Source organism: Polaribacter uvawellassae (assembly GCF_039748955.1).
GTDB lineage: Bacteria > Bacteroidota > Bacteroidia > Flavobacteriales > Flavobacteriaceae > Polaribacter > Polaribacter uvawellassae.
This window is the reverse complement of record NZ_JBDIZN010000001.1, coordinates 699,562-714,148: the sequence shown is the minus strand read 5'-3', so window position 1 is coordinate 714,148 and position 14,587 is coordinate 699,562. Positions and strand designations below refer to the sequence as shown.

The 14,587-nt window shown below is 30.1% G+C and carries 14 protein-coding genes; 7 read left to right on the top strand and 7 right to left on the bottom strand.

From position 1 onward, the window contains the following. Positions 1-21 precede the first annotated feature (21 nt). From ABDX67_RS03265 to arfB, 5 genes are all read left to right on the top strand, one after another. Positions 22-648: a 4'-phosphopantetheinyl transferase family protein gene (locus ABDX67_RS03265; RefSeq protein ID WP_347173523.1), complete on the top strand. Its 627-nt coding sequence runs from the start codon at positions 22-24 to the stop codon at positions 646-648. Positions 649-776: 128 nt separating this feature from the next. Beyond that, positions 777-1,502: a phosphoglycerol geranylgeranyltransferase gene (locus ABDX67_RS03260; RefSeq protein WP_347173522.1), complete on the top strand. Its 726-nt coding sequence runs from the start codon at positions 777-779 to the stop codon at positions 1,500-1,502. Between the two features lie 19 nt (positions 1,503-1,521). Then, positions 1,522-2,232 carry a nicotinamide riboside transporter PnuC gene (gene pnuC, locus ABDX67_RS03255; protein WP_347173521.1) on the top strand — a complete coding sequence of 237 codons (711 nt, stop codon included), beginning with the start codon at positions 1,522-1,524 and terminating at the stop codon, positions 2,230-2,232. Beyond that, entirely contained in the window at positions 2,193-2,795 is a 603-nt protein-coding gene (locus ABDX67_RS03250) for an AAA family ATPase (RefSeq protein ID WP_347173520.1), read from the top strand. The genes pnuC and ABDX67_RS03250 overlap by 40 nt, the downstream gene beginning before the upstream one ends. Before the next feature lie 10 nt (positions 2,796-2,805). After that, positions 2,806-3,210: an alternative ribosome rescue aminoacyl-tRNA hydrolase ArfB gene (gene arfB / locus ABDX67_RS03245; protein WP_347173518.1), complete on the top strand. Its 405-nt coding sequence runs from the start codon at positions 2,806-2,808 to the stop codon at positions 3,208-3,210. A 5-nt stretch (positions 3,211-3,215) separates the two neighbouring features. Here the strand turns inward: arfB and ABDX67_RS03240 are convergent, their stop codons facing one another. Next, positions 3,216-4,487: a peroxiredoxin family protein gene (locus tag ABDX67_RS03240; protein ID WP_347173516.1), complete on the bottom strand. Its 1,272-nt coding sequence runs from the start codon at positions 4,485-4,487 to the stop codon at positions 3,216-3,218. A gap of 170 nt (positions 4,488-4,657) precedes the next feature. Between ABDX67_RS03240 and ABDX67_RS03235 the strand changes: the two genes are divergently transcribed. Continuing rightward, positions 4,658-6,358 carry a helix-turn-helix domain-containing protein gene (locus tag ABDX67_RS03235; RefSeq protein ID WP_347173514.1) on the top strand — a complete coding sequence of 567 codons (1,701 nt, stop codon included), beginning with the start codon at positions 4,658-4,660 and terminating at the stop codon, positions 6,356-6,358. Between the two features lie 43 nt (positions 6,359-6,401). On the opposite strand, the gene ABDX67_RS03230 is transcribed toward ABDX67_RS03235, so the two are convergent. Then, positions 6,402-6,797, bottom strand: coding sequence for a hypothetical protein (locus ABDX67_RS03230; protein ID WP_347173513.1), 396 nt, complete (start codon positions 6,795-6,797; stop codon positions 6,402-6,404). 412 nt (positions 6,798-7,209) lie between these two features. Between ABDX67_RS03230 and ABDX67_RS03225 the strand changes: the two genes are divergently transcribed. Further along, positions 7,210-9,582 carry a TonB-dependent receptor gene (locus ABDX67_RS03225; protein ID WP_347173511.1) on the top strand — a complete coding sequence of 791 codons (2,373 nt, stop codon included), beginning with the start codon at positions 7,210-7,212 and terminating at the stop codon, positions 9,580-9,582. Positions 9,583-9,677: 95 nt separating this feature from the next. Here the strand turns inward: ABDX67_RS03225 and ABDX67_RS03220 are convergent, their stop codons facing one another. Genes ABDX67_RS03220 through ruvB form a run of 5 tightly spaced genes read right to left on the bottom strand, consistent with a single transcriptional unit; the run spans position 9,678 to position 14,526 of the window. Beyond that, a complete protein-coding gene (locus ABDX67_RS03220) occupies positions 9,678-9,950 on the bottom strand; it encodes a heavy-metal-associated domain-containing protein (RefSeq protein ID WP_347173509.1) in 273 nt (90 codons plus the stop codon). Then, on the bottom strand, positions 9,950-10,342 hold the full coding sequence (locus ABDX67_RS03215; RefSeq protein ID WP_347173508.1) for a rhodanese-like domain-containing protein: 393 nt from the start codon (positions 10,340-10,342) through the stop codon (positions 9,950-9,952). Before ABDX67_RS03215 ends, ABDX67_RS03220 begins: the two co-directional genes overlap by 1 nt. A gap of 5 nt (positions 10,343-10,347) precedes the next feature. Next, complete coding sequence (locus tag ABDX67_RS03210; RefSeq protein ID WP_347173506.1) at positions 10,348-11,760, bottom strand: MBL fold metallo-hydrolase; 1,413 nt, start codon at positions 11,758-11,760, stop codon at positions 10,348-10,350. 15 nt (positions 11,761-11,775) lie between these two features. Next, positions 11,776-13,503 carry a SulP family inorganic anion transporter gene (locus ABDX67_RS03205; RefSeq protein ID WP_347173505.1) on the bottom strand — a complete coding sequence of 576 codons (1,728 nt, stop codon included), beginning with the start codon at positions 13,501-13,503 and terminating at the stop codon, positions 11,776-11,778. Beyond that, the gene (gene ruvB / locus ABDX67_RS03200) at positions 13,504-14,526 is read right to left on the bottom strand and encodes a Holliday junction branch migration DNA helicase RuvB (RefSeq protein ID WP_347173503.1); all 1,023 of its coding nucleotides are present in this window, start codon (positions 14,524-14,526) and stop codon (positions 13,504-13,506) included. Between the last annotated feature and the right edge of the window lie 61 nt (positions 14,527-14,587).

Here is a 14,587-nt window from a genome sequence, read left to right as displayed (position 1 = left end):
ACGTAATAACTTTTAAAATTTATGCCTCTTTACAAAACGATAATTGTTAATAATGCTACTAAAGTATTGATTTGGAAGATTAAAGAATCTTTCGAAGAATTATCCTTTGGCATTCATTTAACAGACAAAAGCCAAGAACGTTTAGATTCTATGAAATCTGAATTACACCAACGAGGTTTTTTAAGTATTCGCCATTTACTAAAAGAAGTTGGTTTGGTTGACGCCGATTTATCTTACGATGAATTTGGAAAACCACATTTAAAAAACGGAAAATTCATTTCAATAACACATTCATTTACTTTTACCGGAATTATAATTTCGGATGATGTTCCTGTTGGAATAGATATTGAAATGCAACGCGATAAAATTTTAAAAATCGCACATAAATTCACACCTTTTCAAGAATACAAAACCATTGCAAATCATACAGCGTTGATTAGTAAATTAACAATTGTTTGGGGCGCAAAAGAATCGTTATATAAAATTTACGGAAAGAAAAAATTGCGCTTTTTAGAAAATATTTACATCGATGACTTTAAGTTTGAAGATGAAGAAACATCTGGTAGAATTGATTATAACGGAGAAACAAATACCTATCAAGTTTACTTTCTAGAGTTTGAAAACTTTACCTGTGTGTTTGCTTTCTAGAAGCTACAAAGAGACAAAAGCTCAACGTGTCAGTACTCAGTCATTGCGAGTTTACGAAACAATCTCTTATTTTAAAAACAGATAACTTTGTCATTCTTCCTCGTAAAGACGTATTTTTGAAATCTAATATGAACATTTACCAAAATATTATATCAGCAAAAAAAGAAGGCAAAAAACTACTCGCGGTTTTAATTGATCCTGAAAAAATGGAACTTGAAAATGTATCTTCCTTTTTCGAAAAAGTACATCAATCAATTACAACTCATATTTTTGTTGGCGGAAGTACAGATGAGAAGAATCAAACAGAAAATCTTGTTTCAGAAATAAAAAAAGCAACCAAACTTCCTGTTATTTTATTTCCTGGTGATGTAAATCAGATTACAAATAAAGCAGACGGAATCCTCTTTTTAAGTTTACTTTCTGGAAGAAATCCTGAATATTTAATTGAACAACAGATTAAAGCTGCGCCAGTTTTACAACAAACCAAATTAGAGATTATTCCGACTGGCTACATTTTAATTGATGGCGGAAAAGAAACTGCTGTTCAAAAAGTAAGCAATACAACACCGATTTCTCAAAATAACACTGATTTAATTCTAAACACTACATTAGCTGGAGAATTTTCTGGAAAAAAAATCATTTATTTAGAAGCTGGAAGTGGAGCGACTGAGGCAGTCAGCCAAAAAAATATTAAAAAAGTTTCAGAAAATTTATCAATTCCATTAATTGTTGGAGGCGGAATTCGTTCTAAAGAACAATTAGAAAATGCTTTTTCCTCTGGTGCAGATTTGGTTGTCATCGGAACAGCTTTTGAAAATGATGTTTCTTTTTTTAATGATTTGAAAAAACAATAAGTATTTTTACAACTTCACTATGGATCAAATTATTGACTTTTTCTTAGAACCCTACAAAACTGCAACTACACTTAACATTCTATTAGAATTTATTGCAGCTTTATTTGGTGTATTCAGTGTTTTTTATGCTAAAAAAGAAAACATTTTAGTGTTTCCTACAGGAATAATTAGCACAGCAATCTATGTATTTCTTTTATCTCAATGGAACTTATATGGCGATCTTATTATCAATATCTATTATACAATTATGAGTGTGTATGGTTGGTATATGTGGAGACAGTTTACAGATGACAAAAAAAATCATATTCCAATTTCTAGAACCAACACATCCGACAAACTAAAAGCTTTTGGTATTTTTGCATTCACATCAATATTTGTAATTATTGTATATCGATATTATAATGTAATGCCAAATAATCTTGGTTTTACAGAAAGTATAAAGTATGCTTCTGAAAAACTTATGTCAGGAAATTTGACTAATTTTAGAGAAGGAACACCCTATTTAGACACATTTACAACAGGAATATTTTTTGCCGCAATGTGGTTAATGGCAAATAAAAAAATTGAACATTGGATTTTTTGGATTGCAGGTAACATCGTTTCAATTCCTTTATATTTTGCTAAAGGATACGGTTTTACAGGAATTCAATATACTATATTTTTAATCTTAGCAATACAAGGATATACAGCATGGAAGAAAAGCTTAAACAGCAACCAGCAAACATTATAAAAGTTGTTTTATTTGGACCAGAATCTACAGGAAAAACAACACTTTCTAAACAATTAGCACGTTATTATCACACGGTTTGGGCGCCAGAATATGCGCGAGAATATTTACAAAAAAAGTGGAATAACGAACGTAAAACTTGTGAAGCTGATGATTTGGTTCCGATTGCAATTGGGCAAATGAAATTAGAAAATAAATTGGTTAAAAAAGCCGACAGAGTTTTAATTTGCGACACCGATTTATTAGAAACCAAAGTGTATTCTGAAGAATATTATGGCGGATTTGTTGATCCAATTTTAGATAAAGCAGCAAAAAATAATACCTACGATTTGTATCTATTAACCTTTATAGATACGCCTTGGGAAGAAGACGATTTACGAGACAGACCAGGTTTGCGAAGAGAAATGTTTGATGCTTTTGAAAACGCATTAAAAAAACACAATCGACCATATATTTTGTTGGAGGGCAATAAAGAAGTTCGTCTACAAACTGCTGTTAAAGCTATAGACCAGTTAATAGCAAACAGAAAAAATCTAAGTTCTTTTTCTAAAAGTTTAGAAAACTAAAAAACTTATTTTGGACGCAGAAAAACTCATAAATGAACTCAATTTTAAAGCAACTAGAAGTAGCGGTGCTGGCGGGCAACATGTAAATAAAGTGTCGTCTAAAATTGAATTGTTTTTTGACCTAGAAAACTCAGCCCAATTTTCTGAGGAAGAAAAAAATTTACTTTTTAAAAACTTAGCAACTCGACTTACAAAAGAAAACATCCTAATCCTAACTTGTGATGAAAGTAGAAGTCAACATAAAAATAAAGAGATAGCAATTCAACGTTTTTTAGCCATTATTACACAAGGATTAATCATTCCTAAAAAACGAAAACCTACAAAACCAAGTAAAGCTTCTGTTAGAAGAAAAGCAGAAAACAAAAAGAAAATTTCTGTAAAAAAAGCATTGCGTAAGAAACCTGGTTTGGAATGAATCTATTATGGTATTATATTCAACAAAGAATCAATCACTTTTGGATACGGATCAACCGCTAAAATTTTCCCTTTAGAATTAACTAAAAACTGACCTCCACCAGAACGACTAATATTATACTTTTCCCAAATTTTAAATTCTTGGTTCAATTCATAATTCAGTTTCCACGGGTAATTGTACTTTTCTTTAGTTTCTATATATTGTTTTCTCTCTTTAATTGCTCCCAAAACAGCAAAAACTCCAAAACCTTTTTCTTTTAATTTACTATATTCTGGTTTTAATAATTTGTCTTTTGCAATACATGGTCCGCACCAAGGCGCCCATAAATCTATCAACGTTAATTTGTTTTTAGAAATAGTTTCAGAAAGTGATATTAATTTTCCTTCTTCTGTATAAGCAGAAATGTCTTTATAAAAACCACCAACCTTAGCGTTTTTTATTCCATTAATCATATTAGTAGATGTTGCAGTATAAGGATGATTTTTAAATTTAAATTGATATGCTTTCAATTGTTTTTCTATAACTGTAACATCAAAATTAGGTTCATAGGTATTTGAATATAGTTCATCCATTAACATAGAATAACCAAACAACGTTTTATCAGTTTTTATTAAATCTATCTTCCAATCTTCATAATTCTTTATTATTCTATCAATTTGATTTTTAATCTTTCTTCCTTGTGGAGTTAAATCTTTTTTAGCTTTTATTAACTTTTCTAGATTTGCGTATATTATCTTTTGCTTTACCCTATCTTTTTCTTTTGATAAACGTGTGTAAATTTCTGTAGCCTCTTTACTATTCCATTGTTTTATTTTATCTAAAGAATCTATTTTTGGATATAATAATTCTGCTTCATCAAAAAACAAAAAACTTGTTTTATCTCTAAAACTAATAACTTTTTCATTCAAATCCCCACCTTTAACAACATTACTTTTATAATTATCTCTTGGATGTAATGCGAACTTTATTGTGTCTGCATCATTAAAAAAACTAACTTTCATCCAAGCACCTTTGGCTAATTCATCTTCAAAGGCCATTTGATACTGTTCTGTAACATCTGATTTTATTGTGTAATTAAACTCTCCGTTTATAATTGGGACATTTATATAATCAATTCTATAATCACCATTTTTTTTAATAAGGTGTAAAGATTTACTGTATTCTCTATCAATAACCTTTCCTTTTAATACTGTTGTTTTGGTTGTAGTTTTATTCTCTGTGTTACAACTATACATTAAAACTGAACAAATAAATAATAGTAAGTACATCTTTTTCATAACAAATTTTTTAAAATGTTTATCCAAATATAGGGGCAAAAAAGGTAAAAACACAAACTATTAAAGTCCAGATTCATGAATTTGGAGAGATTTCACCCATTAAAACTTGAATTATATATAAGATTTAGTCAAATTGCACATGGTTTGTAAATTACAAATTGTATTGAAACATGAAACCTCAAAAATCTTTCTTTTTAATTGCATTTCTTATTTTAAGTACTACTCTTTTTGCACAGTCTAAAATAGATTCTTTAAAGACTAAATCTTATAAGGAATTAATTGATATATATCTAAAAGCTAAAGACGATGATGAAAGAAAATTAATTTCAAAATACTATACCAAAAAAGCTAAAAAAGAGAATAATATTAAAGAGAGTAAAAATGGGTATCAAATGTTAATGTGGCTAAACTTTGATAATAAAAAAGTATTAATATATGCAGATAGTATGCTTCACTTTAGCTTAAAAGACAATGATTATTTTAATGCAACAAGAGCTATTGAACGCAAAGGAAGTTATTATTATAAAAAAAGGAATATAAAAAAAGCACTTGACTATTATTTACAAGCAAGAGAATATGCACAAAATGAACATTTATATTATGAAATTCATTATAATCTAGGATTAATTAAAACCAGAATAGAGAAATATCGTGATGCACTAAATATTTTCAAAGAAATTCTTTCTTTTAGAGAGAAAATTAATGAAGAAAGGAAGTACTACAAAGATAAACGCTCCAGATTTCCAAAAAGCTCTATTTTAAGTATCAAATATGCTATAGCGAATTCTTATAAGGATTTAGGTTTATTAGATTCAGCTAGATATTATAATAAAATAGGATTAAGAGAATCTAAAGAACCAAAAACATTAAGCATTTACTATTATTTTTTGCTAAACCAAGGAACTGTAGATTATCTAAATAAATCGTATAAAGTAGCTATTGATAGTTTAAAAATTGCTGAAAAATATTTTAGAATAAAAAAGGATGTCTATAATTATGCAGAAACTAGTTATTATTTAGGAGAATCCTATTTAAAAACTAGTAATACAGAAAAAGCAATGTTGTATTTTAAAAAAGTAGATTCAGCTTTTAATATAAATCCTGTACTACTCCCAATAACAAGAAATAGCTTTGAGCATTTAATAAATCATTATAAAAATAAGAATGATTTAAAAAGTCAACTTAAATACTTACTCCAACTAAAAAAAATGGATAGTATTTTAGTTTCTCATGGCAATTATGCTAACACAAAACTGCTTAAAGAGTATGACTTACCGTTAATAGTTGGTGAAACAAATCGAATTAATTCATTATTAGAAAAAAAGAAACAAAATCTAACTATTATTATCAGAGCCATTACATTCGTTTTAATTAGTGTTATCTTCTTGTTTGTATTTCAATATAGAAGACGGAAATTGTATAAAAAGCGTTTCAATGAAATTGTAAATAATAGCACATTAAAAAAGCAAGTTAAAGTTGAACTAGATAAAAATTTAGAGAAACTAACCATTTCAAAAGAAATTATTTCTAACATTTTAATTTCACTAGAAAAATTTGAAAATGAAAAAAAATACATCAACTCAGAAATAACATTGCAGAATTTAGCAATCGAGTTTGACACCAATACAAATTACTTATCTAAAGTGATTAATCATTTTAAAAAAATGTCGTTTTCTAAATATATTACAAGTTTAAGAGTGCAGTTTGCAATTGATACATTAAACACAAGCAATACATTTAGAAAATATACAATTAATGCTATTGCTAAAGAAGTTGGTTTTAACAATTCAGAATCTTTCTCAAAAGCTTTTTATTCAAAAACAGGAATTAAGCCTTCTTATTTTATCAAAGAGCTAGAGAAAATAAAATAACGCCTTCTGTAAAAAAAGCATTGCGTAAGAAACCTAAACTCAATTAAGAATTCATTTTTTGCAAATATTCTCCCATTTTTTGGTGTACAATATTCACCGCTTTTAATGGGCGAATCATTACCTTAATTTCTTTTAATTTTCCTTCTTTGGTAAATTTAATCATGTCAACTCCTTCTACAGAAATTCCATCAATTTCAGTAATAAATTCTAACATCGCATTTTCATTATCACAAACTTCTCTAACATATTTAAAATTGTTATTTGCAATAATTTCTGCCGCTGCCATCAAATACATAGTTACCATAAAACTTCCTTCAATGGGTTTAAAAACAATTGGAGAATACAAAACAGCATCATCATCTATAAAATCACCTAAGTTTTCATGATTTTTATTATTTACAAATTCGTGCCAAGTTTCTAATCCGTTTATAGTATTCATAATTTTTTTTGTTAAAAATCAAATCTACAAAAAAATCATTTAGTTGTTTTCTAATTCAAAAATCTATTCTACTTTTGCAGCGTTCTCATAAAGGGGTGCTTTTACAGTTATCAGTGAACAGTTATCAGTAAGTAGTTTATTCGACTTTCAAACTTTTAACTTTTTAACTTTCAACTTACAAAAAGGCTGAGATCATACCCATTGAACCTAGAACAGGTAATGCTGTTTAGGAAAATTCGAACTAAACTAAATGGATTAGTTGTCCGTTCGAGCGGAGTCGAGAACTACAAGACCTCTCGACTCCGCTCGAGGTGACATTACAAACTAAAAGTTTAGTAAGTTCAACAATTAATTATTCACTATTAATCACAAGAATAATTACCTCTTTTTATTCGTTTTAAAATTTTTTAAAATGAAAAAAAATATCCTTTTTTTGTTCTTGTTTACAAGCACGCTTGTAAACTCCCAGAGTTTTACAATTTTTGGAAAAATTATTGATGAAAACAAAGATCCTTTAGTTGGCGCTTCTGTTTTTATCAAAAATGCCAACAAAGGAACTTCCTCTGATTTTGATGGAAAGTACCAACTAAGAGTTCCTGTTGGAACACATGAAGTTGAAGTTCGATTTATTGGCTACAAATCCGTTTCTAAAACGGTGACAATTACCAATCAAAATGTCATCATTAATTTTGATTTACAACCAAAAGAGAATGTGTTAGATGAAGTGTTGGTTTCTGCGGTTCGTGTAAAAGCAAACTCGCCCGTAACACATTCTAACTTGTCAAAAAAGGAAATCGAAAAACGTAATTTAGGTCAAGACATTCCTATTTTACTAAACTATTTACCTTCTGTTGTAACTTCTTCGGATGCTGGTGCTGGCGTTGGTTATACGTACATTAATGTGCGTGGTTCTAATGCAGAACGTGTAAATGTAACCATCAACGGAATTCCGTATAACGATGCCGAAAGTCAAGGAACTTTTTGGGTAAATCTTGGAGATTTTGCTTCTTCTACACAAAGTTTACAACTACAACGTGGCGTTGGAACATCAACAAACGGAACGGCAGCATTTGGCGCGAGTTTAAATATTTTAACGGATGCGATTTCAGAAAAATCTTTTGGAGAAATTTCGAATTCTTTTGGCTCTTACAACACCAAAAAACACACCGTGAAATTTAGCACCGGAAATTTAATGGACACTGAGCGTAGTCGAAGTATAGAAATTGCGGGTCGATTGTCAAAAATTTATTCTGATGGTTATATTGATCGCGCTTTTACAGATTTAAAATCCTACTTTTTACAAGCGTCTTATGTAGACGATAATACCTTGATTAAAGCAATCACTTTTGGCGGAAAAGAAAGAACCTATCAAGCTTGGGCAGGAATTGACGGAAATCAATTAGCTGCTGATAGAAGACAAAATCCGTACACCTACGAAAACGAAGTGGATGATTTTCAACAAGATCATTATCAATTTCATTGGAATGAAAAAATCACCAAAAATTGGTCAACAAATATCGGATTGAACTACACAAAAGGACAAGGTTTTTTTGAACAATACAAAGCCGATAAAGATCCTGCAGATTATGCAAATTTAGTGGTTGCAACAAACAACGGAAAAACAGATGTGATTGTTCGTCGTTGGTTAGACAATCAATTTTATGTAACAAATTTTAACGCTACTTATAAAGAAGAAAGCTTAGAAATTATCTCAGGATTTTCTTATAGTAACTATTCTAACAAGCATTTTGGAGAAGTAATTTGGGCAAAAGAATTTGCTCCAACTGCAACTATTAGAGATCATTATTACGATAGTTATTCTACAAAAAATGACTTTAGCATGTTCTCTAAAGCTACATTTAAAGTTGGTGATAAAATGAGTTTTTATGCAGATTTACAATACAGAAATGTAGCTTTTAAAACCAACGGTTTAACTTCGGATAGAGATCCAATTAATGTTGATGAAAATTTCAGTTTTTTCAATCCAAAATTTGGAGCAACGTATACATTGAATGACAATCAGCATTTGTATTTTTCTTTTGCTGTTGCCAATAAAGAACCAAATAGAAACGATTTTGAAAACGGAATTAAAACACCAGAAAATTTAAACGATTATGAGTTGGGTTGGCGTTTAAAAAACGAATCAGTTACATTAAATACCAATGTATATTATATGTTGTATAAAAATCAATTGGTATTAACAGGCGCTATTGATGGCGTCGGTGCTCCAGTTAGAGCAACAAGCGGAAAAAGTTACCGTTTAGGGTTGGAAATTGATGCAGCAATTAAATTCTCAAATCAATTTAGTATCAGACCAAATATTGCTTTCAGTGATAATAAAAACACTGATTTTGTTTCTTCAATTCATGGAAATTTAGAAGATTTAGGAAATACAGATATTTCGTTTTCACCTTCAATTATTGCAGGAAATGCGTTGGTGTTTTCTCCATCAGAAAATTTACAATTTTCGTTCTTATCTAAATATGTTGGCAAACAATATATGAGTAATTTAAACAGTGCTGTTTCTAATAATGATGTGTTAGAAAGTTACTTTACATCAGATATCAACTTTACGTATGTTTTAAAACCAAAAAGTATTTTTAGTGAAGTTGTTTTTTCAGGATTAATAAACAATATCTTTAATAAAGAATATGTAGATAGAGGTTATTATTATACCTATGATGATACTTGGTCTGTACCAAACCAAACCACAACATTAGATGGCGCTGGCTATTATCCGCAAGCAACACGTAATTTTTTAGTTGGAGTTACTTTAAAGTTTTAGGAAGAATTAATATTGAAAAGAAACAAAAAACCCGATGTATTTATGCTGAATTTATTTCAGTAACACATCGGGTTTTTTAACTTTTAAATTTTTGTTCATGTTTCAGAACTCATTTTTCCTGTTGCACAACTTACATACGATTTTGCTTTGTGTAAAAAAGTATTTACGTCGCCAACTTCTGGATATCCCATTTTAGCTAACTTCTCTTTTACCGCAGTAATTGCATCACTTTTTGTGGTAACTTCTACCAAAGATTCATCTACATTTACGTTGACATCTGCAACGCCATCAACAGTTAAAATTCCTTTTTTAATTGTAGCAGCACAACCACCACATTTTAAATTTTCTATATAAATTTTTGTTTCCATTATTTTTCTATTTTTAAATTTTTAGCAGACCAAGCGTTCATTCCGCCAAGTAAATTATATACTTCTGTAAATCCTGCTTCTTTGTATTTTTTTGCTGCATTTGCACTTCTTCCTCCAGATCTACAATACAAATACACGGGTTTATTTTTATCTAATATCTTGGCTGATTGTTCATCAAAACTTGAATTATAAAAATCAATTAATTTGGCATTTTTTATATGTCCGGCATTAAATTCTTGTGGAGTCCTAACATCAACCAACTGAACTCCTTCTTTAGAAATAAGTCGCTGAAAATCCTCTACACTTACATCAATAAATGAAGTGTCTTTTTTTTCTTGACTTTTGCAAGAAATCAACCCTAAAAACAAACAAACTACAATAATTTTTCTCATTTTTTTTATTTTAATGTTGATGGACAAACTGTTTTTGTTCTTAAAATACTTGTTTCCTTGATAGCATTATATCCTTCTGCAACATCAATTACATTATGAATTCCTCTTGCTTTTAAAATTGATGAAGCAATTACAGAACGATAACCGCCAGCACAATGCACATAAAAATCTGTATCTGTGGGAAACTCGTTAATATGATTATTTAAGTAATCTAATGGTGTACTTGGCACGTCTATAATATGCTCACTTTCATATTCTCCAGGTTTACGCACATCAAAAACAGGAACTTTATTTTCATTCATTTCTTTTTCTAAAGTTTCGGCAGAAACAGATTTTAACGTATCAACTTCTTTTCCGGTATTTTTCCAAGCTGTAAAACCTCCTCTTAAACATCCTAATGTATTGTCAAAACCAACACGAGAAAGGCGAATGATTACTTCTTCTTCTCGTCCTTCTGGAGCCACAATTAAAATTGGTTGCTTAATATCTTTAATTAAAGCACCAACCCAAGGAGCAAAACCACCATCAATTCCAATAAAAATTGAACGCGGAATAAATCCTTTTATAAATTCTGATTGATGACGAACATCTAAAATTAATGCATCTGTTTCATTGGCTATTCTTTCAAAATCTTTAACAGAAAGCTCGGCTGTTCCTTTTGTAATAATTTCATCTATATGTTGATATCCTTCTTTATTTAATTTTACATTTAAAGGAAAATATGCTGGCGGAGGCAATAATCCGTCAGTAACTTCTTTAATGAATTCTTCTTTAGTCATATCTGCTCTTAATGCATAATTGGTTTCTTTTTGATTGCCAATTGTACCAACAGTTTCTGAACTCAAATTTTTACCACAAGCAGAACCTGCTCCATGCGCTGGATACACAATTACATCATCTGCTAAAGGCATAATTTTAGTGCGTAAGCTATCAAACAAAAATCCTGCTAAATCTTCTTCTGTTAAAACGCCTTCTTTTTGTGCTAAATCTGGTCTACCTACGTCACCTAAAAATAAAGTATCGCCACTAAACAATGCATAATCTTTTCCGTTTTTATCTCTTAACAAATACGATGTGCTTTCCATTGTGTGTCCTGGCGTATGAAGTGCAATAATGGTAACATCACCAACTTTAAACTCTTCATTATCTTTTGCAATGTATGCTTCGTAACTTGTTTCTGCATTTGGTCCAAATACAATTTTTGCTCCTGTATTTTTTGCAAGTGTTACGTGTCCGCTCACAAAATCTGCATGAAAATGTGTTTCGAAAATATATTTAATCTTCGCATTGTCTTTTGCTGCTCTCTCCATATAAGGAGATACTTCTCTTAAGGGATCTATAATTGCAACTTCTCCGTTACTTTCTACATAATACGCACCTTGCGCTAAACAACCTGTATAAATTTGTTCAACTCTCATAATTTACTTTCTTCTTTATTTATATGTCTGATGAATATATTCAGCATACTTTATTTGATGTTCTCTATCGCCAGTTTTATAAAATTTTACTGCTGTAAAAATGTTCATAAAAAAGTGATTGATGTCTATAATATTTAATAATCCTGCTCTAAATAATGTGTCTCTAACTGGTCCTTTTACACCAGCAAAATAAAAGGTAATTCCTTTTTTCTTATAAAACATAATCCGCTCCATTAGCATTTCTACTCCAGTACTATCAATTCTATTAATACTTTCAGAATCGATAACTATCAATTTTAATGCCTTGCCTTTTTTTTCTGCCAAATCGTCTAAGTTGTCTCTAAAATAACTTGCATTTGCAAAGAATAATTGTGCATCAAAACGAATTACTAAAACATCTTCTTCTATAATTACATTTTTAAATCGTTCGCTATTTTTATAAAAATCTGAATCTGGAACTGCTCCTAAAACTGCAATATAAGGTTTAGAGGTTCTAAAAATTAAGATGATTATTGACATTCCTACTCCAACAAAAATTCCGTATTCTATTCCTAAAAAGAGAGTTGATAAAAAGGTTGTTAGTAATAAATAAAAATCTAACTTATTGGTTTTCAATAAATAAATTGCATCTTTCACTTTTACCAAGCCAAAAACTGCTACAATAATAATTGCTGCTAAAACTGTTTTAGGTAAAAAATAAAAAATTGGAGTTAAAAATAATAATGTAACTACAACCATTGCTACTGAAACTAAAGCAGACATTCCTGTTGTTCCTCCAGATTCTTGATTAATTGCCGAGCGTGAAAAACTTGATGCTGTTGGATATGCTTTAAATAAAGAACCTGCCATGTTTCCTAATCCTAAAGCTATTAGTTCTTGATTTGGACGTATTCTATATTCGTCTTGTTTTGCTTCTAAAGATTTTCCGATTGAAATTGTTTCTAAAAAACCAACTAAAACCAAGGTTAAAGCAATTGGTAATAATTCTTTAATTTGTTGAAAATCTATTTCTGGAATGCTAAATGATGGTAATCCTGAAGGAACTTCTCTAATGATATCAACATCAGACAAACTCTTTCCAAAGTATTTAATTGCAAGTATTCCGAAGATGACAACAATTAGTGCATTTGGTATTTTTTTGTTTATTTTTCTAAGTGATAGAATTATAATAATAGCAACAAAGCCTAAAACTGTAGTATGCATATTAAATGATGAAATATTATTCCAAACATCTTTTATAACATGTTGTATTTGATTGCTTCTAACAAAATCGACTCCAAATAAATTTCTAAATTGATTAAATCCGATAATTAATGCAGCTGCAGATGTAAATCCTGTGATAACTGGTTTCGATAAAAAGTTTACGATAAATCCTAAACGAAATACACCCATCAAAAACTGAATTGCACCAACAACCAAAGCCAATAAAATTGCAATTGCAATATAACTATCAGAACCTACTAATGCTAATGTTGAAACTCCTGCAGCAACAATTAAAGAATCCATTGCAACTGGACCAATTGCAACTTGTCTAGAAGAACCAAAAATAGCATAAATTGCTTGTGGAACTAACGCAGCATACAAACCATAAATTGGCGGTAAACCAGCAATTAATGCGTAGGCAATTCCTTGTGGAATTAAAATAATTCCCACAGTAATTCCAGCTATAAAATCTCCTTTAAACCTAGAAGATGTATAGTTTGGTAACCATTCTAATATGGGTATTATTTTTTTAATTTTCATTTAAAACAATTCTCCTTGATTCAATCCTTTTTGTTTTCCAAGATGATTGTAAGCAGCTTCTGTAACTTCCCTTCCTCTTGGTGTTCTCATGATAAATCCTTCTTGGATTAAAAACGGTTCGTACACTTCTTCAATTGTTTCTGCATTTTCTCCAACTGCAGTTGCCAACGTAGAAATTCCGACTGGACCGCCTTTAAATTTATCTATTAAGGTTGTTAGTATTTTTGTATCCATTTCATCCAATCCAAAAGCATCTACACGCAATGCTTTTAGCGCATATTGTGCAATCTCAATAGTAATTCTTCCATCTCCTTTGATTTGTGCAAAATCTCTTACTCTTCTTAACAGCGCATTTGCAATTCTTGGTGTTCCTCTACTTCTACCAGCAATTTCTATTGCAGCTTCCATAGAAATAGGAACTTTTAAGATTTCTGCACTTCGTTGAACGATCGTTGTTAATAATTCTTTTTTATAATAATTTAAACGACTACTAATTCCGAAACGGGCTCGCATTGGAGACGTTAACAAACCAGAACGTGTTGTTGCTCCAATTAATGTAAATGGTTCTAAATTGATTTGAACGGTTCTGGCATTTGGGCCAGATTCAATCATAATATCAATTTTATAATCTTCCATTGCAGAATACAAATATTCTTCTACAATTGGACTTAAACGATGAATTTCATCAATGAATAACACATCTCTTTCATCAAGGTTGGTTAGTAAACCTGCTAAGTCTCCTGGTTTATCCAAAACTGGACCAGAAGTAACTTTAATTCCTACATTTAATTCATTTGCTAAAATGTGCGCTAAGGTTGTTTTCCCTAAACCTGGAGGTCCGTGAAATAAGGTATGATCTAATGCTTCATCTCTTTGATTTGCAGCTTCTACAAATATTTTAAGATTCTCAATTGCTTGATCTTGCCCTGTAAAATCGTTGAATGATAATGGACGTAATTTTTTTTCTACATCCAATTCTTCATTTGAAAGATTTGTGTTTTCAGGATTTAAGTTTTCATTCATACGTACAAAGATAACTGAATTTAAATTTTCGTCAAGCAATAAATGTTACACTAAAAAGCAT